At 59.0% G+C, this 24583-nt stretch carries 26 protein-coding genes and 1 pseudogene; 20 read left to right on the plus strand and 7 right to left on the minus strand.

From position 1 onward, the window contains the following. The first annotated feature begins 137 nt into the window (after window positions 1–137). The 9 genes from IB277_RS21775 (at window position 138) to IB277_RS21815 (ending at window position 8401) form a co-directional block, all read left to right on the plus strand. Complete coding sequence (locus IB277_RS21775; RefSeq protein ID WP_192371691.1) at window positions 138–677, plus strand: cupin domain-containing protein; 540 nt, start codon at window positions 138–140, stop codon at window positions 675–677. Window positions 678–791: 114 nt separating this feature from the next. Beyond that, the gene (locus tag IB277_RS21780) at window positions 792–1730 is read left to right on the plus strand and encodes an alpha/beta fold hydrolase (RefSeq protein ID WP_192371692.1); all 939 of its coding nucleotides are present in this window, start codon (window positions 792–794) and stop codon (window positions 1728–1730) included. A gap of 584 nt (window positions 1731–2314) precedes the next feature. Further along, the gene (locus IB277_RS21785) at window positions 2315–3673 is read left to right on the plus strand and encodes an NAD(P)H-dependent oxidoreductase (RefSeq protein ID WP_192371693.1); all 1359 of its coding nucleotides are present in this window, start codon (window positions 2315–2317) and stop codon (window positions 3671–3673) included. Between the two features lie 14 nt (window positions 3674–3687). Then, the gene (locus tag IB277_RS21790) at window positions 3688–3993 is read left to right on the plus strand and encodes a putative quinol monooxygenase (protein WP_192371841.1); all 306 of its coding nucleotides are present in this window, start codon (window positions 3688–3690) and stop codon (window positions 3991–3993) included. 16 nt (window positions 3994–4009) lie between these two features. Next, complete coding sequence (locus tag IB277_RS21795; protein ID WP_192371694.1) at window positions 4010–4894, plus strand: NAD(P)-dependent oxidoreductase; 885 nt, start codon at window positions 4010–4012, stop codon at window positions 4892–4894. A gap of 46 nt (window positions 4895–4940) precedes the next feature. After that, window positions 4941–5936 carry a DctP family TRAP transporter solute-binding subunit gene (locus IB277_RS21800; protein WP_192371695.1) on the plus strand — a complete coding sequence of 332 codons (996 nt, stop codon included), beginning with the start codon at window positions 4941–4943 and terminating at the stop codon, window positions 5934–5936. Window positions 5937–6026: 90 nt separating this feature from the next. Then, window positions 6027–6566, plus strand: coding sequence for a TRAP transporter small permease (locus IB277_RS21805; RefSeq protein ID WP_371813646.1), 540 nt, complete (start codon window positions 6027–6029; stop codon window positions 6564–6566). A gap of 3 nt (window positions 6567–6569) precedes the next feature. Further along, window positions 6570–7850 carry a TRAP transporter large permease gene (locus IB277_RS21810; protein ID WP_192371697.1) on the plus strand — a complete coding sequence of 427 codons (1281 nt, stop codon included), beginning with the start codon at window positions 6570–6572 and terminating at the stop codon, window positions 7848–7850. 2 nt (window positions 7851–7852) lie between these two features. Beyond that, window positions 7853–8401, plus strand: coding sequence for a gluconokinase (locus IB277_RS21815; protein WP_192371698.1), 549 nt, complete (start codon window positions 7853–7855; stop codon window positions 8399–8401). On the opposite strand, the gene IB277_RS21820 is transcribed toward IB277_RS21815, so the two are convergent. The 3 genes from IB277_RS21820 to IB277_RS21830 form a co-directional block, all read right to left on the minus strand. After that, the gene (locus IB277_RS21820) at window positions 8393–9304 is read right to left on the minus strand and encodes a LysR substrate-binding domain-containing protein (RefSeq protein ID WP_192371699.1); all 912 of its coding nucleotides are present in this window, start codon (window positions 9302–9304) and stop codon (window positions 8393–8395) included. The two genes, IB277_RS21815 and IB277_RS21820, sit on opposite strands and share 9 nt — an antisense overlap. A gap of 547 nt (window positions 9305–9851) precedes the next feature. Further along, window positions 9852–10328, minus strand: a complete 477-nt coding sequence (locus IB277_RS21825; RefSeq protein ID WP_192371700.1) for a hypothetical protein — start codon at window positions 10326–10328, stop codon at window positions 9852–9854. Continuing rightward, window positions 10328–10861 (minus strand): transposase family protein, encoded by a 534-nt coding sequence (locus tag IB277_RS21830; protein ID WP_371813647.1) that lies wholly within the window; start codon window positions 10859–10861, stop codon window positions 10328–10330. Before IB277_RS21830 ends, IB277_RS21825 begins: the two co-directional genes overlap by 1 nt. A 153-nt stretch (window positions 10862–11014) precedes the next feature. Here IB277_RS21830 and IB277_RS21835 point away from each other — a divergent pair, with 153 nt between their 5' ends. The 5 genes and pseudogenes from IB277_RS21835 (at window position 11015) to IB277_RS38185 (ending at window position 14904) form a co-directional block, all read left to right on the plus strand. Beyond that, window positions 11015–12064: an extracellular solute-binding protein gene (locus IB277_RS21835; protein ID WP_192371701.1), complete on the plus strand. Its 1050-nt coding sequence runs from the start codon at window positions 11015–11017 to the stop codon at window positions 12062–12064. 64 nt (window positions 12065–12128) lie between these two features. Next, window positions 12129–12992 (plus strand): carbohydrate ABC transporter permease, encoded by an 864-nt coding sequence (locus tag IB277_RS21840; protein ID WP_192371702.1) that lies wholly within the window; start codon window positions 12129–12131, stop codon window positions 12990–12992. Beyond that, entirely contained in the window at window positions 12989–13816 is an 828-nt protein-coding gene (locus IB277_RS21845) for a carbohydrate ABC transporter permease (RefSeq protein WP_192371703.1), read from the plus strand. Before IB277_RS21840 ends, IB277_RS21845 begins: the two co-directional genes overlap by 4 nt. Window positions 13817–13846: 30 nt before the next feature. Continuing rightward, a pseudogene (locus IB277_RS38180) lies at window positions 13847–14256 on the plus strand (ABC transporter ATP-binding protein); the annotation flags it as partial. A 309-nt stretch (window positions 14257–14565) separates the two neighbouring features. Further along, on the plus strand, window positions 14566–14904 hold the full coding sequence (locus IB277_RS38185; RefSeq protein WP_246812797.1) for a TOBE domain-containing protein: 339 nt from the start codon (window positions 14566–14568) through the stop codon (window positions 14902–14904). Window positions 14905–14946: 42 nt separating this feature from the next. Here IB277_RS38185 and IB277_RS21855 read toward each other — a convergent pair whose 3' ends face one another. The 3 genes from IB277_RS21855 to IB277_RS21865 all read right to left on the minus strand — a co-directional run bounded on the left by IB277_RS21855 (window position 14947) and on the right by IB277_RS21865 (window position 17827). After that, window positions 14947–15207 carry a caspase family protein gene (locus IB277_RS21855; RefSeq protein ID WP_246812784.1) on the minus strand — a complete coding sequence of 87 codons (261 nt, stop codon included), beginning with the start codon at window positions 15205–15207 and terminating at the stop codon, window positions 14947–14949. 657 nt (window positions 15208–15864) lie between these two features. Continuing rightward, window positions 15865–16446, minus strand: coding sequence for a DUF2306 domain-containing protein (locus IB277_RS21860; protein ID WP_192371705.1), 582 nt, complete (start codon window positions 16444–16446; stop codon window positions 15865–15867). Between the two features lie 946 nt (window positions 16447–17392). Beyond that, window positions 17393–17827: a hypothetical protein gene (locus tag IB277_RS21865; protein WP_192371706.1), complete on the minus strand. Its 435-nt coding sequence runs from the start codon at window positions 17825–17827 to the stop codon at window positions 17393–17395. A gap of 94 nt (window positions 17828–17921) precedes the next feature. Between IB277_RS21865 and IB277_RS21870 the strand changes: the two genes are divergently transcribed. Continuing rightward, a complete protein-coding gene (locus tag IB277_RS21870; protein ID WP_371813649.1) occupies window positions 17922–18560 on the plus strand; it encodes an intradiol ring-cleavage dioxygenase in 639 nt (212 codons plus the stop codon). 67 nt (window positions 18561–18627) lie between these two features. On the opposite strand, the gene IB277_RS21875 is transcribed toward IB277_RS21870, so the two are convergent. Continuing rightward, window positions 18628–19509, minus strand: coding sequence for a LysR family transcriptional regulator (locus tag IB277_RS21875; RefSeq protein ID WP_192371707.1), 882 nt, complete (start codon window positions 19507–19509; stop codon window positions 18628–18630). 178 nt (window positions 19510–19687) lie between these two features. Here IB277_RS21875 and IB277_RS21880 point away from each other — a divergent pair, with 178 nt between their 5' ends. The 5 genes from IB277_RS21880 (at window position 19688) to IB277_RS21900 (ending at window position 24505) form a co-directional block, all read left to right on the plus strand. Continuing rightward, window positions 19688–20677, plus strand: a complete 990-nt coding sequence (locus tag IB277_RS21880; protein WP_192371708.1) for a hydroxyacid dehydrogenase — start codon at window positions 19688–19690, stop codon at window positions 20675–20677. Between the two features lie 47 nt (window positions 20678–20724). Beyond that, a complete protein-coding gene (locus IB277_RS21885) occupies window positions 20725–21408 on the plus strand; it encodes an RraA family protein (RefSeq protein WP_192371709.1) in 684 nt (227 codons plus the stop codon). Window positions 21409–21565: 157 nt separating this feature from the next. Next, window positions 21566–22522, plus strand: coding sequence for a tripartite tricarboxylate transporter substrate binding protein (locus IB277_RS21890; protein ID WP_060581552.1), 957 nt, complete (start codon window positions 21566–21568; stop codon window positions 22520–22522). After that, window positions 22522–22986, plus strand: coding sequence for a tripartite tricarboxylate transporter TctB family protein (locus IB277_RS21895; protein WP_192371710.1), 465 nt, complete (start codon window positions 22522–22524; stop codon window positions 22984–22986). Before IB277_RS21890 ends, IB277_RS21895 begins: the two co-directional genes overlap by 1 nt. A gap of 10 nt (window positions 22987–22996) precedes the next feature. Continuing rightward, a complete protein-coding gene (locus tag IB277_RS21900; RefSeq protein ID WP_060581547.1) occupies window positions 22997–24505 on the plus strand; it encodes a tripartite tricarboxylate transporter permease in 1509 nt (502 codons plus the stop codon). Window positions 24506–24583: the final 78 nt, after the last annotated feature.

Below are 24583 nucleotides of genomic sequence, written 5' to 3' on the forward strand. Positions count from 1 at the left end.
GGCTGCCGAGGTATTGCGCAAGAAGGGCATGAGCAAGCGTGTTGTTTCATTTTCGTAACGCAAAGGCCGCATTTTTCGAATCTTACGGTTTGTCAGGTCCAGCATAGATTCATGAGTGAAACAACGGGATGAAATCCATGACCGATCACTCGATAAAGACGATCCCTGCAGGTCAGCCGCTTCCAGCCGATGACCTGACCCGCAATCTCACCGTCGCTCTGCCGGACGATCAGGCGCTGGCGCACATCTCCCAGGCCGGAAACGTCTACACGATCCTTATTTCCGGGGATCAGACCGAAGGGCGCTACTGCCTGATCGACATGCTGGTTCCCGATGGTGGCGGACCGCCGGCACACCGACACGAATTCGAGGAAATGTTCACATTGCTTGAGGGCGAGCTGGAGTTCACGTTCCGTGGCCAGACGGAGACCATCCGCGCCCCTGCATCCGTGAACATCCCGGCGAACGCACCGCATCGGTTCGCCAACCGCTCTGGCAAGATGGTGCACATGCTCTGCATGTGCACGCCAGCCGGACAAGAGGAATTCTTCCTTTCGATTGCGGATCGCATCCCCGACCGCAGTTCCCCGGCGCCGAAGCCGGACGCTGCAAAGCAGGTTGAGAAGAAGAGCCTGATGACATCGCTTGCGCCGAAGTACCGGACCGAGTTCCTTTAGCAAACACGAAGGCGCACGACCGCGCCTCCCAATCGACCACAACAGCATCGGAAGCCTGGCACGACTGAAAGGTCGTGGGGTTTCGCTTGCGATAAAAACAGAAAGAGAACTGACATGACCGTAAAGACACCCATTGACGGATTTGGCTCGGTCACGGGCGTGCCGAAGCTGCCGTCGGGATTTCGTGACGTCTTCCACAGTTATCGGGTCGATGCGAACGGAATAGGATTGCATGCCGTGATCGGGGGAACGGGGCCTGCGCTCCTTCTTCTTGGCGGCTGGCCAGAGAACTGGTTCGCCTGGCGGTATCTGATGCTCCCCCTCAGCCGCGACTTCACGGTGATCGCAGCCGATCCACGTGGCGTGGGGTTGTCGGAGAAGCCGTCTGACGGGTATGATGCGGATACCCTCTCCGCAGACATGTTCGCTCTGATGGACGCCCTCGGCCACGAGAAGTTCTCGATGGTGGGCCACGATGTCGGTCTCTGGATCGGATATGTGATGGCGGCCGACCGCCCGGATCGTATCGAGCGCATCGCTCTCGGCGAGGCTATCGTTCCGGGTCTTTCGCAGTCTCCGCCGTTGCTCAGCGACGATCGCTGGGTGAGCGACTTCCTATGGCACTTCAACTTCAACCGTGCGCTGGGAGTCAACGAACGGCTGGTGGAAGGAAGAGAAGACCTCTACTTCGGATACCAATTTGACACCAAGGCGGGTTCGATCGAGAACTTCCCGGCATATGGCAAGGAATTCTATATCGAGACGATGCGTCGGGTGCCGGGGGCGCTGAAGGCGAGCTTCGACTATTACCGGGCGATTGATGAGTCGATTCCCCAATATCGCCGCCGGAAAGAGAACAAGATCACGATGCCTGTTCTCGCGTTCTCTGGCGCATTGGCCTGTGGCCCGATGGTAGAGAACGAACTGTGCACGGTGGCGACGAATGTCGAGTCGGTGATCATCCCCGAGTGCGGGCACTACCCTGCGGAAGAGCAGCCCGAAGCGCTGTTGGCTGCATTGCAGGAGTTCCTGCAATGCCCCAAGGTGACATGACCTCTCCGCTTAGGTTTTAGGTTGAACTGAAACCGGGGGCATCGCTGGGATGCCCCGGGTAAATGATAGGAACTAAGTGCCACCACTGTCGAGAAGTCGTCTCCGGCAATCGCACTCAACAGCCTTTGAATTTTTTCAATATTGCCGGTCAACCGCTGGAAATCGATGGCGACGATAAAGAGGATCACGGGCAAATCTGGTCATGCCGCGAAATCCCACATTTTGATCGATGCCGGTTAACGTTACGATGCCGTTACCGGTCTCTTTCTGTTAGTGCTGCAACGCTCCAGGAAAAATTCAAGATCGTCGTCTGACTAGGACGCGCAACGGAATGTTTAGAAAATCTAACAATTTTCTCCATTTTTCTAAATTGAGCTAATTTCTCCTTTGGCTTAGGTTTTGATCAGAGCTGCTCGGGAGGCAGCTGGGAGTGGCGGCTAAACCCGCGCTTCCCCGGAGGAAATTAGAGTGCATCCAAGCCACGGTGAACCAGCTGGGCAAGACGCCCAGCTGTGGTGAACCCTTATGCGCTGACCTTTGCGGGGCACTCCTCATATTCATTCCCTAGTCGAGGACGCAGTCTCATGAATCTCTATTCTCTTCTTTCGTTGCGTGCTGCCAATGGTAAACCCGTGCGGGTCGGGCTGATCGGCGCCGGCAAGTTTGGCTCGATGGTCCTTGCTCAGGCGCAGCGCATTGATGGTCTCCATATGGTTGCCGTTGCCGACCTCGACGTCGGCAAGGCGAAGGAATCCATGCACCGTGTCGGCTGGCCGAAGGAGCGTTATTCCGCAACAAGCAGCGGCGATGCGATCAAGAATGGCACCACCTTCGTAATCGACGACGTCAACGCATTGTTCGAATGCGACGAGATCGAATGCATCATCGAAGCGACCGGCCACCCGATCGCCGGCACGCGTCATGCGCTTGCCGCGATCGAACACAACAAGCATGTGGTCATGGTCAATGTCGAAGCCGACGTCATGGTCGGGCCAATCCTTGCGGAAAAAGCACGTGCCAAAGGCCTGATCTATTCCATGGCTTACGGCGACCAACCGGCACTCATCTGCGAACTGGTCGATTGGGCCAGAGCCACCGGCTTCGAAATCACCTCTGCTGGCAAGGGCATGAATTTCGAGCCGCGCTACCGTTATTCCACGCCGGATACGGTCTGGGGGCTATTCGGCTGGACCGAGGAACAGGTAGCTGCGGACAATCTCAATCCGAAACTCTACAACTCCTTCACCGACGGCACCAAGGCCGCGATCGAAATGGCCGCGGTTGCCAATGGTACGGGCCTTGATTGCCCGGATGACGGCCTCGCGTTCCCGCCGGCGGGTCTGCATGACCTGGCTCGGGTCTTTCGCCCGGTTGCCGATGGCGGCCGCATGGCACGCTCGGGTCTGGTCGATATCGCCGCCAGCCAGGAACCGGATGGCCGCGAAGTGTTCAACAACATTCGTTACGGCGTCTTCGTCACGTTCAAGGCGCATAACGAATATGCGCGTGCCTGCTTCAAGCAGTACGGCCTACTGACCGATCCGTCGGGCTGGTATGCCTCGATGTGGCGTCCCTTCCACATCATCGGCCTCGAAACGTCGATCAGCGTGCTGTCAGCTGTGCTTCGCAACGAGCCGACCGGATCCTCCAAGGAGTTCCGTGGCGATGCCGTCGCGACCGCAAAGAAGGACATGCAGCCCGGCGAGATGCTGGACGGCGAGGGCGGTTATGCTGTCTGGGCCAATGCCATTCCCGCAAACCGCAGCCTCGATCTGAAAGCACTGCCGATCGGCCTTGCGCACAATGTCAAACTCAAGCGCGCGATCAAGAAAGACCAGATCGTGTCCTTCGACGACGTTGAAATCGTCAAGGACCTGGACGTCGTCACACTTCGTCGCGAGATGGAAGATCGCTTCCGCCCCGCCAAGATCGCAGCGGAGTGAGTGTCGTGACAACGCTGAACAGCAAGGCCTTCGTCGTGATTGCGGAGTTTCAGGTCAAGCCCGGCAAGCTCGCTGCATTTCTGGACGCGGCACGCGACGATGCGAAACACTCGGTCGCCGATGAACCGGGTTGCCGACAGTTCGACGTCATCTGCCCGCAAGGCTCCGACGATACGGTCGTCTTCTTCGAAGTCTACGACAACCGCGCGGCGTTCGACGCCCATCTGGAAACGCCTCACCTGGGGCGTTTTCGGGAGGCTTTTCCGCCACTGATTGTGGAAGAGCGGCCGGTTCGCTTCTCCGAGCGGCAATATCCTTGATGCGGAACATACAGTCATGACCAGCAAGATCGATCGCATTACCGTCATCGGTACCGGCATCATGGGTGCGCCCATGGCTAGCCGCCTGGCTGATGCAGGCTTTCAAGTTCAGGTCTGGAACCGGACACCGGAAAAGGCCGCCGTTCTTCAGTCGAAAGATATTTCGATCGTGGAGCGGGCCGATGCCGCAGCGAAAGATGCGGATGTAACCATCTGCATGCTGAGCTCCGGTCCGGTTTGCGAAGCGGTGTTGCTTGGCGACGGCGGCGTTGTCCGGGCAATGCTGCCGGGGTCCGTGCTGGTTGTGATGAGCTCCATCCCCGTGGAAACGGCCATTGCAATTGGCGAAGCGGCAGCAGCACGAGGCGTCGCGTGTCTCGATGCGCCGGTTTCCGGAGGGGAAAAGGGGGCCAAGGAGGGCACGTTGGCGATCATGGCCGGCGGTGACCAGACGGCGGTGCACCGTCTCGATCCGGTCTTTGCCTGCCTTGGACGTGTCACGCATGTTGGCCCATCTGGCAGCGGCGCGCTGACGAAACTTGCAAACCAGCTGATCGTCGCATCGACGATCTGCGCTGTCGCCGAAGCGTTGACACTGGCCGCACGTGGCGGTGCGAACCCCTCCCGGGTCCGTGAGGCCTTGCTCGGCGGGTTCGCCGACTCGACGGTCTTCCGGCAGCACGGGCTGCGCATGGTCGAAGGCAATTTCGTACCCGGCGGCCCGGCGAAGTATCAGGTCAAAGACACATCCACGGCGCTGGCTTTTGCGCGAAGCCGTGGTTTGACACTACCGGTTGGCGAGGAGGTTGACCGGCTATTCCAAGCTATGGTCGATAATGGCGATGGCGATCTGGACCACAGCGGGATCATCCGTGAACTGCAACGCATGAATCAACAATGAGCATGCCAAACGCATGCTAGTTTGACCATCAACGGGAGGAATGACCATGAAACACTATACCCTTCGCAGTCTGATCGCCGCAGCGGCTCTGATGACCGCTTCGATCGCCCATGCGGAAACCCTGACGCTGTCCACGCCGGACGCGGACACATCGGAAATCACGCTCGCTGCAAAGAAATTTGCCGAAATCGTATCGAGCAAGACCAATGGCGAACTCACCATCAAGGTCTTCCCGAACGGCACGCTCTATGGCGGCGACCCGTCGGCAGGGGTGAAGCAGCTGGCCGGCGGCTCGCTGGATATGCTGCTCAACTCGACATCGCTCTACGCGACCTTCAATCCCAAGTTCACGGCGATCGCAATACCCTATCAGTTTCGCGATATCGAGCAGCTGCGTGCCTATCTCGACAGCGATCTCGGTCAGGAACTGCAGTCGGACCTCGGTAATATCGGCATCAAGGGCGTCGATCTCTGGTCGCGCCCGCTTCGTCAGATCACCAATTCCAAGCTCGCCATCACGTCACCCGCCGATATGAAGGGCATGAAGCTGCGCGTACCCAACAACCCGCTGTGGGTCGAATTTTTTGGGGCCATGGGTGCCGCTCCGACACCGATGGCTTTCGCGGAGGTTTATAACGCCTTGCAGTTGAAGGTCGTCGATGGCCAGGAAAATCCGATCAACGTGCCGGTCAGCGCCAAGCTCTACGAAGTCCAGAAATACGCGACGATCAGCAATCATATCGCCGATGCCTGGGTTCTGGGCATGAACCCGGCACGCTTTGATGGCTTGAGCGACTCTTTCAAGACGGCATTGAATGATGCCGCGAAGGAGACGGAAGCCTGGAAAGCCGAGAATGATGCGGCCGATATCGAAAAGTCGATCGCAACGTTGAAGGCGAATGGCATGGAGGTCAACGAGTTGACCGATGATCAGCGCAAGGCCTTCGTTGATGTCGCTGCAGGTCTCGAGGAGAAATTCTCGGCACTCGTGAAGGACCAGTCCTTCTTTGATCGCACGCGCGCCTTCGCCACCACGAACTGATGCCTCGCCGGCACTTTGCCTCAAAATTAGGTGCCGGCTTTCCATCCGTCCATGCACTCCTGTTGGAAGGGCATTCGCATGCGTAGTTCCGTGAGTTCGCTGCTCGGTACCGTGGTCAGGATCACCGCCGACGTTGCGGCGGGTGCGGCCTGTGCCGGGGTCCTGATCGTTGTTCTTCTGCAGGTAATCGGCCGGTTGACGGGGCACCCGTTGCCCTGGACCGAGGAGGCCACCCGCTTTCTTTTTATCTGGATGGTTTTTCTCGGGCTCGCGGCAGGTTTCCGAACCGTGGAAAGCGCCCGCGTCGTTGTCTTCCTCGTCATGGGCCGGCGGCTGTTCCAGCATCTCGCGGTACCGATCTATGTCGGATCATCCGTCTTCTTCTTCGGGCTGATGGGCTGGACCGGGTTCACGCTCATGCGCCAGCAGATCATGATGAACGAAACGGCTGCGACCCTGCCCATTCCCATGTGGCTGATTGGTATGGTGATGCCGGTGTCGGCAGTCATTGCGATCTTGGCGATCATCGATTCACTGCGCAGCCGTCGTGATCTGATCGCCCTTCCAGAACTCGGACTTCCGGCGGGTGAGATTGCCCATGCCGATGTGTCCATCACATCAGGACATTGATCCATGTCGGTCTTTCTTCTCGTCGCCTTTTTCGGGCTCAGCATGCTCGGTATTCCACTTGCTGTCGCCTTGGCCTTGGCCAGCGTTGCCACTTTGTGGCTGTTCACCTCGATGCCGCTCGATCTGTTGTCACAGACCATGTTCTCCTCAATGAACTCGTTTCTGCTCGTGGCTGTGCCGCTGTTCATTCTGGTCGGTACGGTGATGGAACGGGGCCGGGTCGCGGAACGCATCTTCGATTTTGCCGAAGCCATCGTCGGCTGGCTCCCGGGCGGCCTGGGCCACGTCAACGTGATCTCGTCGGTGATCTTCTCCGGCGTGTCGGGCTCCTCCGTCGCCGATATTGCCTCGGTGGGCGCCATTGAGATCAAGGCCATGGAGCGCCACGGTTTTCCAAAGGGCTATGCCGTCGGCATGACGCTCTGTACCGCGACACTGTCGTCGATCATTCCGCCGTCGATTCTCGTCGTCATTGCAGGCTCGATCGCGAATGTTTCCATCGGGACGCTGCTGGTTGCCGGCCTGGTCCCGGGATTGTTCATTGCCTTCGCCTTCATGGTCTTCAACCACTTCTATTCGGTTTATTACGGTTACAATCCTCCTTCACCATTCAACCTGCGCATGGTTGTCGTCACCGGTCTTCGTGCCATCCTGCCGATGCTGACGCCTCTGATCCTGATCATCGGCATCGCCAGCGGCCTGTTCACGCCGACCGAAGCAGCCGCGATCGCCGTCGTCTATGTCGGCATACTCGGAGTCCTAGTCTACCGAACGCTGCCTGTGAAAGAACTGCCGGAAATCCTGATCTCGACCGCTCGTATTTCCGGAACGATCCTGTTCATCGCGGCGACATCACAGATTGCCGCCTGGGTATTTACTTATGACGGCTTGCCGGAAAAGGTGGCCGAACTGCTGCAGGCGATGCATCTCGGTCCGTTGACGGGCATGCTGGTCATCTTCGTCTTCCTGCTGATCATCGGCATCTTCATGGAAGCCATTCCGGCCATGTTCATCCTCATTCCGGTGCTGATGCCGCCGGTGGAGGCGCTCGGCATCGATCCCATCCACTTTCTGATCGTCACCGTCATGACGCTGACGCTCGGGCTTGTGACGCCACCGGTTGGCGTCTGCCTGTTCGCCGCAGCGCAGGTGGCCAATATGAGGGTTGAGGATGTCATTCGTGGTTCGCTTGCACCGATGGCAGTGTTGACGCTGGCTATCTTTGCTCTTGTGCTCTTCCCCGTCCTCACCCTTGGCCCGATCCGCCTGTTGGGGATGTACTGAGCATGGGAGGACAGCCAGCCTCGTTCACCCAGAGCGGCCAATACCCCAGGTTTATCGTGGTAATGGGTGTCGCTGGGACAGGGAAATCAGAGATAGGGCGGCGCCTCGCCGGCCTTCTCGGTTGTAACTTCATCGAGGCGGATGAATTGCATTCCCGAGAAAACGTTGAGAGAATGCGCAACGGCTATCCCCTGACGGATGAACTACGGATGCCCTGGCTAAACAGCGTATGTGATAGGGCGTCAGTGATCGACGCATCACCTGTAGTCGTTGCCTGCTCCGTCCTGAAGCGCAGCTATCGGGAGTTGTTGCGACAACGGTTACCGGGCGTCCGCTTCTTGTTCTTGCATGGCTCCCCTGAATTAATCTCAGCGCGTCTGGGAGCACGGACAGGACATTTCGCCACAGGTTCATTGCTGGAGAGCCAGCTTGCCACATTGGAGGCACCCGACGGCGACGAGGAGGCAATCTGGCTCGAAATCACGCTGTCGCCAAATTTGATCGCGGAGAGGGCGGCTGTCGAGTTGCTTGGATCGGTTCACTCAACTTGACAGGGAGCCTGACGGATAGGTTTTCTGCCAGGTTTCCCTTTCCAGTCGCAGCCAGTCGAGAAATACGCGCACCTTTTTCTGGCGAAGATGATCACGTGGGCAAACGATCCACTGTGTTGTGATCCTGACGACCGGCGGCGACACCACGGGGCAGACGAGACGCCCGCTTTCAATCTCGTCTCCCATCATCAACGTGCTTTCGAGTGCGATTCCCATGCCCCGGACGGCCGCGTCAATGGCCATGTGACTTCGATCGAACAGGATACGGCGCCAACGTTCTTTTGGTGCAACTCCGGCTAACGGAAACCAGCCATTCCATTGTGCTTGCGATTTTGCGGAGTGTATCAGGCGATGATCAAGCAGGTCTTCAGGCATCATGCTGCCAGCCGGTGCGTAATCCGGAGAACAGACCGGGTAGAACTGCTCGTCTGCGACGCTCTCGACGAAAAGGCCGGGCCACCGGCCCTCCCCATGCCGAATTTCGATGTCAACGGCTTCCTGGTTGAAGTCGGTTGGTTCGTTGGTGCCGTCGAGCCGAAGCTCCAGATCAGGATGCTTGTCGAGCAGGGTACTCAGCCGCGGCAGCAGCCACTTGTTGGACAGGGTAGGGGTAGCGCGCACCGTCAATGTCGTAACTGACCTGAAACCCCGGATCGTTCCCGTGGCATCTTCGATACGTTCGATCTGATCAGCGATCATCGAGAAATATCGCTCACCGGCCTCCGTTAACACGATCCCACGGCCCGCTTTCGCCAAAAGCGTCACCCCGAGTTGGCCTTCAAGGAATTGAATCTGCTGGCTGACGGCGGATGGCGTCACCCCAAGTTCCTCCGCGGCGCGGGAAATGCTGCCTGCACGAGCAGCCGCATGAAACACCAGGATCGACTTGATGGGGAGTTGCATGCTTGTCCTGAACTCTCTTGGTCGAGCTAATCTATTGCAAGTGCTTCTTAAACGAAACTTGTCCTTTGTGCGAAGTCAGATCCGTAGCGACACCCGGCAATGCGAAAACGCATTGCTGCGATGCAAGCTCTCGACTGCAGCTCTCCACCTGTTTCATCTATAAGGTTTTTCAGTGTTACATGAGAAGGTGATGCAATGACCCACGGTTCAAACCATACACGTTGGCATGTCGGCCAGAAGCTCTGGGACGCACTTGTCTGTGCACGGACGCGTGAGGCTCAGCGTATGCTGTCGCAGGCTGGCAAGCGTATCGAGCGCTAAGAACCTCAGCAATTTATTAGATTCGACGTGGTCTTCATCTGCAGTCGGCCCAATTAACTGCAATCCAAACTGCAGACATGGCGAAAGCTGCTCGGAAAACCAGCACGCGCTGTCTTGAGATCGCTGCTTCATGCTGTGGGAGCGACTCTGAGGTCGTCCGTCAAATCCGCAATGGAAGAGCAGAAGCTGACGCCTGATGGCGCCTCCCCTCCGGCGCGAAGCTTCCCTAGAACGGGACCGGGGGCGCATGGTAAATCTGATGTAGCTGATGGAACCCGAGTGAGATCAGAGCTGGTTTCGGGTTTCGAGGCGAAGCGTGTTCCTCGCTTCGATAATGTGACATCCCCAAACCCAACCCCTTCTTCAGTCCTCGTGTTAGCTCATATTTTTGGCTCAACTCCGCCCTGTTCGCGCGATCAACGATGTGAGCGACCTCGTTGATGCGCTCGATCTTCGCGGTGTCAGCCAAATGAAGTCTGTCGAGTTCCTTCTTGAACGAACGCGGGTCTGAACACCCAAAGCGCTGTTCAAGCGCGTGCGCGGTCCGCTTAGCCTCTTCGAGTGCGTCTCTACCTTCGGGATTGCGACCGAGCTCTTCCACGAACTGCGCCTTCTGGGCCTGGGGTAGTGTCGTTTGGCGCTTGAACGTAAGAATGCGGCCGTTTCTTTCTTGGTTGGCATTTAATTTGAGGTCGTGTCCCATCAGTTGGTGTAGCTCGGCGACAATGAAGCCGCTCGCGAGCGCTCCTGCGGATTGCTGAAGGTGGTGCCCGGTTGCAAGCGGAATTTTCCCATTTGGGTGCCGATCAACCGTTCGATATGGCCGCCGAAGCGCGGTTCACCCGGCGGTCGCCAGTCGATCGCGATGCCGGTATCCTCACACCCTCTCATGAAAGCACGACTCCTGAAGTCGCTGCCGTTATCGACATGCAATGTCTCTGGAAGTCCGGCGACAGGTTCGGTGATCTCGCGCTCCCGCAACCAAGGTGATTTGTCAAAGACAGAGTGTAGTAAGCATGAGCTGGTCGAAAGCCGGGAAGGGGCTTCCATTGTGAGGTAAAACCCGGTCACCATCCGGCTGCAAACGTCCATGGCAAGAGTCAGCCAAGGCCTCCCGATTGGCAGACGCGTTTCCTCGTCGACGACAAAGATATCTGCTTTGGTGTGATCGACTTGGACGATCTGGAGTGGACGCGAGGCAGCGAGCATTCCTGGAACAGCAGTTGTTCGCTTCACGACTTCGGTTTCGCCCCGTCGTTTGGCGCGTTTCTGCAGGTCGATGTCTTCGAGACGATTTTCAATCGTCCGACGATGTGGCGACTTGAGCCCGGCCGAGACGCAGCCCGTTTGTACATCCCGAACCAGTTGAGAAATGCTGGGGCGATCCAGATGGACTCAGCGCTTTACACCCAGTGGGAGGCCGGCGTCGTCGAGCCGCTGACGCCCTATCTCGACGATCCTGCCAAGACGGACGCCGATTACAATCTCGCCGATTACCCGGAAGGCTTTCGCGCCGGTGCATCCTTCCCTGTCGGAGAACCGAACCCGCAGCTCTACGCGATCCCAATCTCGTTTGAGGCCTACACGCTCTTTTACAACAAGGATCTGGTCGAAAAGTATCTGGGCGGCAAGGTGCCCGCGACGATGGATGAGCTGATTGCCGCTGCAAACGACATCAGCGCCAAGGGCGAGGGCAAGATCTTCGGCGCATCGATGCGCGGCAAACGGTCGGCCGAGCTGGTGGATACGATGACAGGCATCGTGCTCGACGCCTGGGGCAGCGAACCGGCGAACCTTCCCTACAACATCTGGGTCGATGGCGACTGGTCGAAACCGCGATTTAATGATCCGCGTGTTGCCAAGGGGCTCTCCTACTATGCCGGTCTCCTGAAGGCCGGCCCGCCGAGCGCGCTTTCCTATGGCTGGGAGGATGCGAGCCGCTTCTTCTCGCAGGGCAACGCCGCCTTCTTCGTCGATGCCTCGGTCTTCGGCCCGGGCTTCGAGGACCCGAAGACCTCGGCGATCGCGGGCAAGGTCGGCTATGCGCCGCTACCGGCATCCACGGGAGATATCGGCTACAGCGGCCATTGGTCCTGGGGTATTTCGATCGCCAAGAACTCTCCAAAAAAGGACGCTGCCTGGCTCTTCGTGCAATGGGCGACGAACAAGAAGATGACGGCGGCGCTCGGCGTTGCGACCGGCGGTGCGCCGCGCGACACGTCCTGGGAGGATCCCGACTACGTCAAGGCGCTCGACGCCGGTTATGTCGCCGCGGTGAAGACCCAGATGAAGCACACGCGGCCCACCTCGGTCTTCCGCCAGGGCTGGAACGATGTGGTTCTCTTGGTCGTCGACGCCATTCACCAGATCTACCAGGGCACCACGCCTGAGGATGCGGTGGCGGAACTCCAGACCAGCGTCGAAGACACGCTGCAATAGCCCGTACCCTTCCGGGGTCGGCCCGTCCGGCCCCGTTTCTCCCGAAAGCAGGATCGTATCGACCATGCGTCGTGAAAAACATATCCGTTGGCTGATCGCGCCGGCTCTCGTGCTTCTGGCTGCGGGAACGCTCTATCCGGTCATCTATTCCGGCTATCTGTCGCTCCTCCAATGGAACTGGGGCTCGGAAGCAAAGTTCGTAGGACTACGCAATTTCGTGCGGATCCTGTCGGGCAGCGGCTTTCCAAAGGCGCTGTTCAATACTTTCTACTTCGCCGTCTTCGCCGTCGTGATCGAGACCTTCCTGGGCTTGGGTCTGGCGCTCGCCATCAACCGGATCCGCATTGGCGCGGGCTTGATCCGGACGCTGATGATCCTGCCACTGATGGTCTCCGGCATCGCGGTTTCGCTCATCTGGAAGGTCATGCTCGACCCGACGCTCGGGATCGTCAACTACCTGCTGTCGCTCGTAGGCATACCCGGCCCCGCCTGGCTTGGCACGGTGCCGACCGCAATGCCTGCCATCATCATGATCGACACGTGGTGGCAGACGGCCTTCACCTTCATCATTCTTTCCTCGGCATTGAAGAGCCTGCCTGCCGAACCGTTCGAGGCCGCAAGACTGGAAGGCGCAACACCCTTCCAGACCTTCCGTCACGTCACTCTGCCGATGCTGAAGCCGGTGCTGATCACCGTCATCATCTTCCGCACGATCGACACGCTGAAGGTTTTCGACATCATTTTCGGCACGACGGGCGGCGGGCCGCTCAGAGCGACCGAAAGCGTCCAGACGCTCGCCTATCAGACGGCCTTCAAATCCTACAGGTTCGGCGAGTCAGCGGCCATCGCCGTCGTCTTCTCGTTCATCATTCTGGCCCTGTGCATCATCTACCTGATGATCGACACTGACGATGGAGAAAAGGCATGAGCCGCTCCGCTTCCTCCCGCAACACGCTCTGGCCCTATGCGGTTGCGCTCGTTGCCGTGGCCATCTCGCTGTTCCCGATCTACTGGATCCTGACGATCGCGCTGAAGAACCGGGTCGACGCCTTCGCGATGCCGCCCGTCTGGCTCTTCTCCCCGGTCTGGGAGAATTTCGGAAAAGCCTGGTCCTCGACCGGTTTTTCAGGTGCGTTCTTCAACAGCCTTATCGTCTGCGCCATCGGCAATGTGCTGGCACTCGCGGCCGGCATTCCCGCCGCCTATTATCTCAACAAGAAGCGCGTGCCGGGCAGGCGCACGATCCTGATCTGGCTCCTGATCTCCTACATGTTGCCGGAGTTCCTGTTCATCGTGCCGATGTACGTGCTCTTCCAGTCGGTCGGGCTCTACGACACGGTGATCGGTCTGGCGCTGATCTACCAGGTGTTCACGCTGCCCTTCACAATCTGGCTGCTGCGCGCCTTCTTCGCGGATATTCCCGAAGCACTCCCGGAGGCCGCAAGGTTGGAGGGTGCGAGCACGTTGCGGATCGTCTGGACGATCTGTGTGCCGATTGCCGCGCCCGGTATTGCGGCGACCCTCATTCTCAACTCCATCAAGATGTGGAACGAGTTGACAATCGCATTGGCGCTGACCTTCGAGAAGGCGCAGACCGTCACGCTCGCCGTCGCAGGGTTCCGCGGCTACGCCTCCATCGACTGGGGCGCGATGTCGGCCGCCTCCATCATCATCATCCTGCCCATGGCCCTGTTCGCCATCCTGGCGCAACGACGCATCGTCCAGGGCCTCAGCCTCGGCGCGGTCAAGTAAGCCGCACCCGATCTATCAAGGAAAAAAGCAATGTCCGCCGTTTCCCTTCAGGGCATCGATATCTCCTACGGCTCCGTCGATGTCGTCCGCAATCTCGATCTTGATATCCGTTCGGGCGAATTCGTCGTCTTCGTCGGCCCCTCTGGCTGCGGCAAGTCGACGACCCTTCGCTTGATCGCTGGCCTGGAGGACGGACGCTCGGGCCAGATCTCCATCGGTGGCCGCATCGTCCGGCAAAACGCGATGTCGCCATGGTGTTCCAGAACTACGCGCTCTTCCCGCACATGTCCGTCGCAGACAACATTTCCTTCGGCATGCGGCTGCGCGGTGAGGCGAAGGAGAAGATCCAGGCAAGCGTCAAGGATGTGGCACGGATGGTCGGCCTGCAGGATCAACTGCACAAGCGTCCGGGCGCGCTGTCGGGCGGTCAGCGGCAGCGTGTCGCGCTCGCCCGCGCCATCGTGCGCAAGCCGGCCGTGTTCCTCTTCGACGAGCCGCTCTCCAATCTCGACGCCGAGTTCCGCGCTGTCATGCGCTACGAACTGAGCAAGCTTCACCGCGAACTCGGTTCGACCATGATTTATGTCACCCATGACCAGGTCGAGGCAATGACGATGGGCGACCGTATCGCTGTGCTCGCTCCCTTGAAGCAGGCTGGCCGCTCCAACCTCATGCAGTTCGGGACGCCGGAGGAGGTCTATCATCGTCCGGCCAACCTGTTCGTCGCCAAGTTCATCGGCTCGCCGCCGATGAACTTCTTCGACGGCCACGCGAACGGCGCTGAAGTCTCAATCGGTGCGCTCAGATTTCCGGGTGCGAGCCATCTTCCGGCCGACCTCACGCTCGGCATCCGCCCCGAGCACGTTGGTCTCGGCACGGGCGAGGGACCTTCCGTTACTGGCACGGTGGAGGGGGTGGAAAACTTGGGGCACGAGAAGCTCTGGTTTCTGGCAACGGAGCAGGGGCGGGTCGTCGCCCGCACATCGGGTGCCGTCAGCCACACTGTCGGTGACCGCATCAGCGTGCATTTCGCGACGGACAAGATCCATCTCTTCGATCGGGAAACGGGCGAAAGAGTCGAGGTCTAGAGGCGCGTGGGCACCTTACGACCTGAACCACCCGGGTTCGCGTCATGACCAATGAAGCGTTTGACGCCGGTGGCAGCGTTGGTGCCACCGGCTGGCCGACCGCTCGGGAGGTGTAACGTCACGTTGAAGCTGCGCGTCGACCGGGATCACGTAGTTGCCGCCGTTTGCCTGAAGCCCGTGACCGGCATAGAAAAAGAGCGCCACATCGGCGCCCTCGACTTTGCTGACGAACTCGCGGATCGACTGACGCAATCCCGTCAGGTCGAGCTCGCGGCCGGTGACCACCACGAACGCTGGCGTCATTCTGGGGATTGGTAAGCTGCGGCGCATGCTGATAGGCCGATTTTCCAATGACCAGCGCGACGCGCTTTTCGGCCCACGCGTAAGGGCTTAGGAAAATGAGCGAAAGCACAATGGCCGCACGAAGGTAGCGCATGGGAGCGAGCCCACATTACCGCCACTTTGGTGTGCGCTGCGCGTTGTTCAGGAGTTCGCGGGCTGTTGCAAACAGTCCAAACAGCCTTGTGAGGCGGCGTTCCTCCTCCACACAAAGGCGGTGCCTTTTGCAGAAATCATGGACGGACCAGACCTTCGTGGCAGCGTCGGTTTCGAGCCTTTCGGCTTCCAAGCGTTCCATACTTGCCTCCTCCCTGCGCACTCTCATTCTACTAAAGTCTAATGTAGTTGAAAATAAACTAAGGCGTAGCCCGATCCGGTTAGAACCCGTTACTGGCCTCCCACCCTGTCAACCGAGCAGGAGATCTCGTGCGCAAAGACGCCTGCTGTCTAGGACAAAGGTTGAGCAGCCGATCTGGGAAAGGGTTACTTTCCTGGCGCAATATGCATGGTGTCTTGATGTCTCGACGGCCCCGATCGAAGCGTTTCGCTCGCAACTGTGAGGCGAAAAGAGGTCGGCCGAGGTTCAGATACGTCAATTCGGTTAGCTGCACGCAACGCAGACTAAGGTGATGACGCGTCACCAGGCGGTATTTGAACTGAGAACTCTCGCGCCGGCTGAGACGTAAGTTGCCTGTCTCGTCGCCGGCGGTAGGCATCGGAGCGAAGCAGGTCCCGCCAATTCGGGCTTGTGAAAAATGCAGTCTGAATCAGCAATTCGGCAAACAGAAGGTTTGGAACAAACTGCAGCGATCGCAGGGGCTCATAGATAAGGTCGAAGTCTGCCCCAAGCCAAAGGGATAGATGCAGTTCAGCGCGGAAAGTCACATTTGTAAGGGTCAGGGCGTAATTTCGGATCATCCATTCAGCATGACGAGCATATCGCCCTTGAACAGCCCGCAGCCAGGCAAGAGCGGCCGTGACGAACCATAGGACCGACAGAACGGCAAAGCCGAAAACCGTCAAGGGCCCCTCGGTTTCGTTCAGGCTCATCTTCAGCGTTGCGATCGAGGTGACAAGCACTGTCAAGATGTACGCGCGGCCGCCCCAGCGGTGAACAGTGGGGAACCGTTGCGGGAGCCGGTCAAAGAAAAGAAGTGCCCCGCCGACAAGAAGCACCGGCGCCGTAAAAAGGTGCAAATACAACTCGAACTTTTCATTCTCGAGGTGATCAATGGCTCGATGAAATATGGTGTGGCGACGTCACCGCATTGGCCGATGCGATGGATCGTATGCAGGGTCTCCGTCCATCCGAATATGCAGTGCTCGCCGCAGCGGCCAAGCGCCGGGTCGACAGCGTTTATCCGCTTGCGCGTGTCGCTGAACTTTATGACTTGTTTTTCCGGGGAGCGCCCGCGTCCCCGGCTGCATCAGAGGGGCAGTCACGGTCTGTGTAGTTGCCCCGCCAAGCAGGTCTTGCGGGGGGGCTTCCCTGTGAGTAAGCGGCGCATAGACCCCACCTGGCTATAGCAAGCCAGCGGGCCTCTTCGTCTGCGCTCAGGGAATGAGCGTTGGGATGAATAGCTATGTCTGAACCCATGTCCGAACATAGAACGTTCGATATGATCGAAGCCGTTGCGGATCGGTTGTCTCGGCATTTCTAGTACCTCCGGCGCCTGTCGATCCAGGTGGCATACGGTCGAGCCGCGAACAAACTTGCGGTGAGCAAACCGTTCCCGGCGTCCGCCTCCGCCTGCGCTGGTCGCGTTGTCGTCTCCAGGTAAATTCGCAAGCGTTCGGATGATGTTCGCGGCGTCCAAAAGAGCAGTTTTGATCTAGTCGTCTGTATGCCCCTCGTCCGCTCCCGCCAAGGCTGGAAAGTAAATCCCTGAAACCTGTTCGGTCGAACAATCTGGAACGGTGGCTTGCTGCCGCATCTCGCTGATCGCTACCACCGCGCGGTGAAGGATCCGGCGCTTTTCCAGCGTGGTCCGGTGATCAACCTGGTTTGCGGCTCAGACGAGTTCAGAGACCAACGAGGTGGATAGCGACATGTGGTTCGCCCCATCCGGCGCACTCTTGAGCGAGTGGTTGCAGTAGCTGTAGCTGACGGTCGGGGTCTTGCCCAATGCAGCCAATGCCGCGGCCGGAGTTAATTGACGAAACGAGGGCTTATATTTGTAAGCAACATCACGACCTTGTCTTCGATCGCCTGGCATTTGTCGGCGTATTCAGCCTTCAAAGGTTCATCAGACATGGCATGCTCGCTCAACTCATTGCGAGTGACTACAGCTAGGCCGTAGGCTTCGATCAGAGTGCTTAATGCCAGAAATCGCAATTCTGAGAGCTGTTTGCGGTGTCGTGGCAGCCGTATCATGAGGCGTGCTCGGCCGATTTTCTCGAAGTCCAATGGCTGTCGCCTCTCAGATCCAGGAACCGTCATTGTCCTCCACAAAATTGCCGATAGCAACGTCAATCCAAGCACGCGGACCAACCGGCGGGGACCTTGCTGATGAGCGCGGCCAAAATCTTTCTCCGCCTTAGAGCCGATCGTGGCGAGGTGGCCGCCGCAGCGCTTGGCGGCCATATTCGTCGAGTTGAGCGGCTGAATGGGCGGATAACGGAAATTTGTCCCATGCGTGTGCCGGCCAGTGCGATGCCTGGCTGCCAGGAAGATGCTTGTGCCTCATTTCCGCCGGAAGCGCGGCTGCAAAATCAGCGACAACCTGGAGAAGCTGATGCCGTCCCGCCGCCAAATCTTGTCGTTGCTTGCCGCCGGGCCGATGCTGGCACCCATCAGCGCCTATTCGACCGCTCCGGCGCAACGCTTGCTGAGCCCTCCCTGTGCAGATGAAGACGATCTGACGCCGTCCCAGACCGAGGGGCCTTATTTCACGCCCAACAGTCCCGAGAAACAGGATTTCACCAGCGACGCTCCCGGCGGCGAAAGGATCACCCTCGCCGGCTACGTTCTGAGACAAGACTGCCGGCCGGTTACCAAGGCACTGGTCGAATTGTGGCATTGCGACGAAAACGGCAACTACGACAACGACGGCTACAAGCTGCGCGGCCATCAATTCAGCGATGCTGAAGGCCGCTGGTGGTTCAATACCGTCGTGCCGGGGCTTTATCCGGGCCGGACGCGGCATTTCCACGTCAAGGTGCAGCGGCCGGGCGCCAGAATTCTCACCACCCAGCTCTATTTCCCTAGGGAGCCGGGGAACGTAGTCGACTCAATTTTCCATGAGGCGCTGGTACTAGATGTGACCAGCGGCGGCGGCGGCGGCAAGTTCGGTAGGTTTGATTTCGTCGTGCAGTGAGACCGTTCAAATGAAGGCCTTTGCCGCGGGCCCGGCGGTCGGGCCTTGCTGCATTCCGGAGACACCATCAACGAGCGACCCCGAACTCTCCGCTGAAACTGACCAAATGTTGGTGAAGCCGGTCGATGACGGCTGCTCGAGGACTGGCCCGTCGCTCTATGAGGCCGATCTGGCGATAGATTGGCGGATCGCCAAAGGGCACGGCAACCACCTCGCCGCCGGCTTCTTTTAAGGCGCTCCAGGGCGCGATTGAAACTCCCAGCCCATTGACCACGCAGGCGACGACCGCTGTGATCGTGTCGATCTCGGCAATGACATTCGTGACGATCCCGCTTCTCGCGACTTCGGTTTCGATAATGTTGGCAAGGCGAAACCGGCTGATGAATTTCACATAGGGAAGTTCCGTAAGCATCTCTGCTGCAGGCCTGATACGCGTCCCCTTTGGAGCGATCACAAAGAGGGGTTCCTGGATGAATGGGCTCCACCGCAATGTCGATGGGACGCTGGAATACTCGGCCACCATCGCTGAATCGAGGCGTCCGGTAACGACATCGTTGAGCAACTCATCGGTGTTGGCAACGTGGAGCTTGATCTTCAAGCCGGGGAAGTCGTTCTTGAGTGCGATGATCGCCTTCGGCAAAAGAGACAGGGCGCTTGAGCGCACCGAGCCGATGGTAAACGTGCCACCGACCGATTTCCCCGAAATAGCGTCAACGATATCATCGGCAGAACGCACGAGACCTTGTGCTGCCTCTAGCATTTGAAGTCCCTGGCTGTTCAGCGTGATCGGTCGCGTCGAGCGATCGAACAGTTCTGACCGCACTTCCAATTCCAGCGCCTGGATTTGTTGGCTCACAGCAGACGGTGTGAGACCAACCGCGTCGGCCGCCTTCGCGAACGTGCCGTGTTCTGCAATCGCGATGAAGGTCTTCAGCTGACGAATGTCCAACGGGCACCTATCGAATTAAGATTTTCTGTTCATCTTTGACAGAATTATTCGCTTTTATCAAGAAATGCTTATGCTACCGTCCTGTGTAGGAGGTGCCCACGGGAGTTCGGGCACGAGGGAGGATCTGGCGAAAGCACCTTGGTGCTCTGCGTCCTCACCATTGCCAATCGAGGTACGCATGCCAAGCCAAAACATTCTCGTCACCGGCCCGGCGATCAATGAGCGGGCAGTGAAGCTCGCCGAAGAACGCGGCTACAGTCTGGTCTACGTACCGCCCTATACGAGCGAAGAAGCTCTCGTGGGCATCGTGGCGGGCGCCGATCCGGTGGGTGTCATTGTTCGCATGGGCCGCTTCGGTGCCTCGGCGATTGACGCTGCCCCCTCGCTTCGGGTGATTTCCAAGCATGGGGTAGGCGTCGACAACATTGACCTCGATGCTGCCTCTCGCCGCGAAATCCCTGTCGTTGTTGCAACCGGTGCGAACGCTCAATCTGTCGCCGAACACGCGATTGCTCTTCTCCTCACAACCGTGAAGCGCGTCTTGCCGCTCGACGCCGGGCTTCGAGCCGGAAAGTGGGAGAAACCTGGCTTTTCGGGCAAGGAGCTGTCGGGCATGACCCTTGGACTTATCGGCTTCGGCGCAATCGCACGTCATACGGCGGCACTCGCGAAAGCCTTCGGCATCCACGTCAGCGCCTATGACCCGTTCACGGATGATGCCACGTTTGAACAGGCCGGCGTCGCCCGGCTGAACACAGTCGAGGATATCCTCACTGGCTCGGATGTCGTCAGCTTGCACTGCCCGCTGACGCCCGAGACACGAAACCTCCTCGACGACAAGCGCCTGTCTCGGATGAGGCGCGGCTCCTACGTCATCAACACCGCGCGCGGCGGCCTCATCGACGAAGACGCGCTGCTGCGCGCCATAGCCAACGATCACATTGCGGGCGCGGGACTGGACACCTTCCAGACCGAGCCACCTGCACCCGACCACCCGTTCTGGCAGGAGCCGAAGGTTGTCGTAACACCCCACATCGGTGGTGTTACGAAGGAGGCGAATGTCCGCGTCGGCATCGATGCGGTCGAGGGAGTGCTCGCAATTTTGGAGGAGCGTGGTCTCGGTCGCGAGAGGATCGTGAACTTCCGGGCCTTGGCGGCCACAGCCTGACGACGGAGCCCATTCAACATTATCAATCGCACTTTTAGGAGAGTATTTTGACCATCGGATTCAGAGTTCGCAGTCGGCCCCGGGCCGTCGAGCAAGCGTGGGTCGAGAAGTTTCGGGAACTGCCGGTTGCCAATGTCAGCGATAGCATGCACCGCATGCATGCGGCTGGTGCGCAACTTCGGCCCATGCATCGGTCTGGTAAACTTGCCGGCCGCGCCATCACAGTGAAGGCACCGCCTGGTGACAACCTCATGCTGCACAAGGCAATCGACATGGCCGTCGAAGGCGATGTCATCGTCATCGATGCGGGCGGCGACGTCACGAATGCCTTAATGGGCGAGATGATGCTTGCGCATGCCCGCGGTCGTGGCGTGGCGGGTTTCGTGCTCAACGGAGCTATTCGTGACGCTGATGCGTTTCTTGAGATGAACGTTCCGTCGTTTGCCGTCGGTGTGACACATCGAGGCCCCTATAAGAACGGACCTGGTGAAATCAATTGTCCGATTGCCATTGGCGGCATGGTGGTCATGCCGGGCGATCTGGTCCTTGGCGATGCGGATGGGGTGGTCGTAATCCCGATCGATGACGTGGCTGAGGTTTACGATCGGACCGCTGCCAAGCACGCCGCCGAAAACAAGCAGATGGAAAACATCAAGGCCGGAACTCATAAGCCGACCTGGTTCAACGAGGCGCTCACGAAGGGTGGTTGCGAACTGCCGCCTGAGCCTTGATCGCGTGAGCGACTGAATTCTGCCGGCACTTCACGGAGGAGTTGAAGCTCACCGGCCAAAGCAAAGATCCTGGCTCGTCACAGCAATTCCGTGTCGGGCCGAATGAAACCCCGAAGCGCGAGGCGCTCTCGATAACAGACATCACTGGGAGGATACCATGAAGCATTTGATCCGAAACACCGCGCTGGCGACGACCCTCTTCTTGGGCGCGGGTGCTGCACATGCCGAATGGCCGACGGATCGGCCGATCGAGTTTATCGTCGCTTTCGCTCCGGGCGGGGGCACGGACGTTATGAACAGAACCCTGGCGCCATACGTCGAGAAGGAACTCGGCGCGAAAATCACGGTTCTGAACCGGCCGGGTGCTTCGGGTGAAATCGCCTACACGGCGATGACGGAAGCCCGTCCAGACGGCTATACCGCGTCCTCCCTGAACACGCCCGGCTATCTGACCATGCAGATGGACCGAAAGGTCCGTTTCGACGCCAAGAAGATTTGCCCTGTTGCTCGCATCGTTGAGGATCCGGGTTCGTTCATCGTCCAGGCCAACTCCGAGTTCAATTCGCTCAAGGACCTCGTGGCCTATGCCAAGGCCAATCCTGGCGCAGTGACCGTTGGTACCACGGGTCTTGGCACGGACGAACATCTCGCCATGCTGCAACTCGAGAAGTCGGCCGGCATCGACCTGACCGCGGTGACGTTCAACGGTGCGAACGAGGCGCGCACGGCTCTCCTTGGCGGCCATGTCATGACGATTGGCATCAACGTCGGCGAATTCGTTGGCAGCGATCATTCAGCCTTCAAGAATCTGGGCCAGTTCGCAGAAGAACGCGCTGTGATCGCCCCCGACCTGCCGACGGCAAAGGAGCAGGGCTTTGAAGTTTTGGTGAGTTCGGAGCGCGGCATTGCGATGAGCTGCGACGTACCGGAAGATATCCGGGTCAAGTTCTCCGACGCTATCCGAAAGGCGCTCGATAATCCGGAATTCCAGGCGAAAGCCAAACAACAATCGCTTGCCCTTTCCTACCTCTCCTCTGAAGACTGGGGCAAGGAATTGCCGGTTCGGGCAGAGCGGCTGGGCGCCATCTGGAAGCTCGCAAAGGAACAGCAGTAATGTCGGCGCCGCGCAAAGCTGGCGGGGCGGGCGATCGTCCGGACCTCCTGACCGCCGTGCTTTTCGTGGGTTTTGGCGCGCTCGGCCTTTGGGCCGGGCGCGACCTGACCCTTGGGACGGCGTCTGCCATGGGGCCAGGCTATCTTCCCACGCTCGTCTGTTGGCTTCTCATCATCGTTGGCGTGACAGTCGGCGGAATTGGTGCCTTACGTGATCGCCAGGAGATCGCCACACCGAAGCTTTGGCCGGTGGCCATCATTCTTTCTTCGGTCGTCGGCTTTGCCTTCATTGCTGAATTCTTCGGGTTCGTCGCAGCGGCCGTGTGGTTGCTGCTCGTCGGCAGCATTGCCGATCGTGACTCGAAACTGCGCGAAGTGATCCTGCTTACGGCAGGACTGACGGCCTTTGGCGCATTGGTCTTCATTGTCGGCTTGGGCGTTCAGATGCCCATCTGGCCATTTTGAGGAGGGAATTATGAACTTTATCGACCTCCTCATGCTGGGATTCAGCGAGGCGCTGACGCCCACAAATCTCGGCTTCTGCCTGTTGGGTGCACTGCTCGGCACCCTGATCGGCGTGCTACCCGGCATTGGTCCCACTGCCACGATCGCTGTCCTTTTGCCGATCACCTTCTATCTGCCGCCGCTCGCCGGCCTTATCATGTTGGCCGGCATCTATTACGGTGCTCAGTACGGTGGCTCGACAACGGCCATTCTGGTCAACCTGCCAGGAGAAGCCTCCTCGGTGGTGACGGCGATTGACGGTTATAAAATGGCCCAGAAGGGACGAGCGGGATCGGCGCTCGCTGTCGCGGCTCTCGGTTCCTTCTTTGCCGGTACGGTCGCGACTTTTGGCATCGCCATTGCCGGTCCGACGCTCTCCTCTTTTGCTCTGTCGTTCGGGCCGGCCGAATACGTCTCGCTCATGCTGTTCGGCCTGCTCGCGGCAACGGTGCTTGCTCGCGGACCGGTTCTGAAAGCCATTGGCATGATCCTGCTCGGCCTGCTCCTCGGGATGGTGGGCATTGATGCCAGTTCAGGCGAGGAGCGCCTGACATTCAGCGCGGTGGAGTTGTTCGACGGTATCGATTTCGTCGTCATAGCCATTGGTCTCTTTGGCTTTGCAGAGATTATCGAGAACCTCGAAAATCATGAGGCGCGCGGCGTGCTCGTGAGTAAGCTAAGCCGGCTGTGGCCAACGCGAGAGGACTTCCGCCGGGCCTGGCCTGCAGTCCTGCGCGGGACGGGCGTCGGTACATTCCTTGGTGTCCTGCCCGGCGGCGGGGCGACCCTTGCATCCTTCTGCGCCTATTCGGTGGAGAAGAAGCTCTCCAAGAACGCATCCGAGTTTGGCGAGGGCGCCGTCGAAGGCGTCGCAGGTCCGGAGGCTGCCAACAATGCCGGCGCGCAGTCCTCGTTTATCCCGTTGCTGACGCTCGGCATACCGTCCAACAACATGATGGCAATGATGCTGAGCGCCTTCATCATCCACGGCATCACGCCCGGGCCGACCGTTCTTGCGACTCAGCCGGAGATTTTCTGGGGTCTCGTTGCCAGCATGTGGATCGGCAATCTTATGCTGGTCGTGATCAACCTGCCGCTGATCGGTGTGTGGGTGAAGCTGCTGACGGTGCCCTATCGCCTGCTCTATCCGGCCATCCTGCTGTTTTGCTGCGTTGGCGTCTACAGCATCAACAACCGCATCTTCGATGTCGTCCTCGCCGCAGGGTTCGGTCTGTTGGGTTACGCGTTCCGCAAGGCGAAATGTGAAGCAGGGCCGCTGCTGCTCGGTTTCGTTCTCGGTCCGCTCCTTGAAACGAACATCCGTCGCGCGATGACCATCTCCCATGGCGATCCGAGCGTCTTCTACGAGCGCCCGATCAGTCTGGTCCTGCTCATCGCAACGGTTGGGATGCTCGTGCTGATGGTGCTGCCGTCCTTCCGTCGGACGCGCGAGGTAGCGTTTCAAGACGAAGAAGCATGACCACCGGTTGATAACGACGCTCCATGACGGCCGCACCGCGCGGCCGTTTTTTCGCGAAATGATGTAAGGCGTCATTGC

Origin of the sequence: Ensifer sp. ENS07 (assembly GCF_014852185.1) — a bacterium.
In the GTDB taxonomy this organism is placed as follows: Bacteria; Pseudomonadota; Alphaproteobacteria; order Rhizobiales; family Rhizobiaceae; genus Ensifer; species Ensifer adhaerens.

What these genes read in the sequence shown, in the direction of transcription:
- IB277_RS21775 (WP_192371691.1), top strand. Translation starts at nt 138, where the DNA reads ATGACCGATCACTCGATAAAGACGATCCCTGCAGGTCAGCCGCTTCCA.
- IB277_RS21780 (WP_192371692.1), top strand. Translation starts at nt 792, where the DNA reads ATGACCGTAAAGACACCCATTGACGGATTTGGCTCGGTCACGGGCGTG.
- IB277_RS21785 (WP_192371693.1), top strand. Translation starts at nt 2,315, where the DNA reads ATGAATCTCTATTCTCTTCTTTCGTTGCGTGCTGCCAATGGTAAACCC.
- IB277_RS21795 (WP_192371694.1), top strand. Translation starts at nt 4,010, where the DNA reads ATGACCAGCAAGATCGATCGCATTACCGTCATCGGTACCGGCATCATG.
- IB277_RS21800 (WP_192371695.1), top strand. Translation starts at nt 4,941, where the DNA reads ATGAAACACTATACCCTTCGCAGTCTGATCGCCGCAGCGGCTCTGATG.
- IB277_RS21810 (WP_192371697.1), top strand. Translation starts at nt 6,570, where the DNA reads ATGTCGGTCTTTCTTCTCGTCGCCTTTTTCGGGCTCAGCATGCTCGGT.
- IB277_RS21815 (WP_192371698.1), top strand. Translation starts at nt 7,853, where the DNA reads ATGGGAGGACAGCCAGCCTCGTTCACCCAGAGCGGCCAATACCCCAGG.
- IB277_RS21820 (WP_192371699.1), bottom strand. Translation starts at nt 9,304, where the DNA reads ATGCAACTCCCCATCAAGTCGATCCTGGTGTTTCATGCGGCTGCTCGT.
- IB277_RS21825 (WP_192371700.1), bottom strand. Translation starts at nt 10,328, where the DNA reads ATGGGACACGACCTCAAATTAAATGCCAACCAAGAAAGAAACGGCCGC.
- IB277_RS21835 (WP_192371701.1), top strand. Translation starts at nt 11,015, where the DNA reads ATGGACTCAGCGCTTTACACCCAGTGGGAGGCCGGCGTCGTCGAGCCG.
- IB277_RS21840 (WP_192371702.1), top strand. Translation starts at nt 12,129, where the DNA reads ATGCGTCGTGAAAAACATATCCGTTGGCTGATCGCGCCGGCTCTCGTG.
- IB277_RS21845 (WP_192371703.1), top strand. Translation starts at nt 12,989, where the DNA reads ATGAGCCGCTCCGCTTCCTCCCGCAACACGCTCTGGCCCTATGCGGTT.
- IB277_RS38185 (WP_246812797.1), top strand. Translation starts at nt 14,566, where the DNA reads ATGAACTTCTTCGACGGCCACGCGAACGGCGCTGAAGTCTCAATCGGT.
- IB277_RS21855 (WP_246812784.1), bottom strand. Translation starts at nt 15,207, where the DNA reads ATGACGCCAGCGTTCGTGGTGGTCACCGGCCGCGAGCTCGACCTGACG.
- IB277_RS21865 (WP_192371706.1), bottom strand. Translation starts at nt 17,827, where the DNA reads ATGGCCGCCAAGCGCTGCGGCGGCCACCTCGCCACGATCGGCTCTAAG.
- IB277_RS21880 (WP_192371708.1), top strand. Translation starts at nt 19,688, where the DNA reads ATGCCAAGCCAAAACATTCTCGTCACCGGCCCGGCGATCAATGAGCGG.
- IB277_RS21890 (WP_060581552.1), top strand. Translation starts at nt 21,566, where the DNA reads ATGAAGCATTTGATCCGAAACACCGCGCTGGCGACGACCCTCTTCTTG.
- IB277_RS21895 (WP_192371710.1), top strand. Translation starts at nt 22,522, where the DNA reads ATGTCGGCGCCGCGCAAAGCTGGCGGGGCGGGCGATCGTCCGGACCTC.
- IB277_RS21900 (WP_060581547.1), top strand. Translation starts at nt 22,997, where the DNA reads ATGAACTTTATCGACCTCCTCATGCTGGGATTCAGCGAGGCGCTGACG.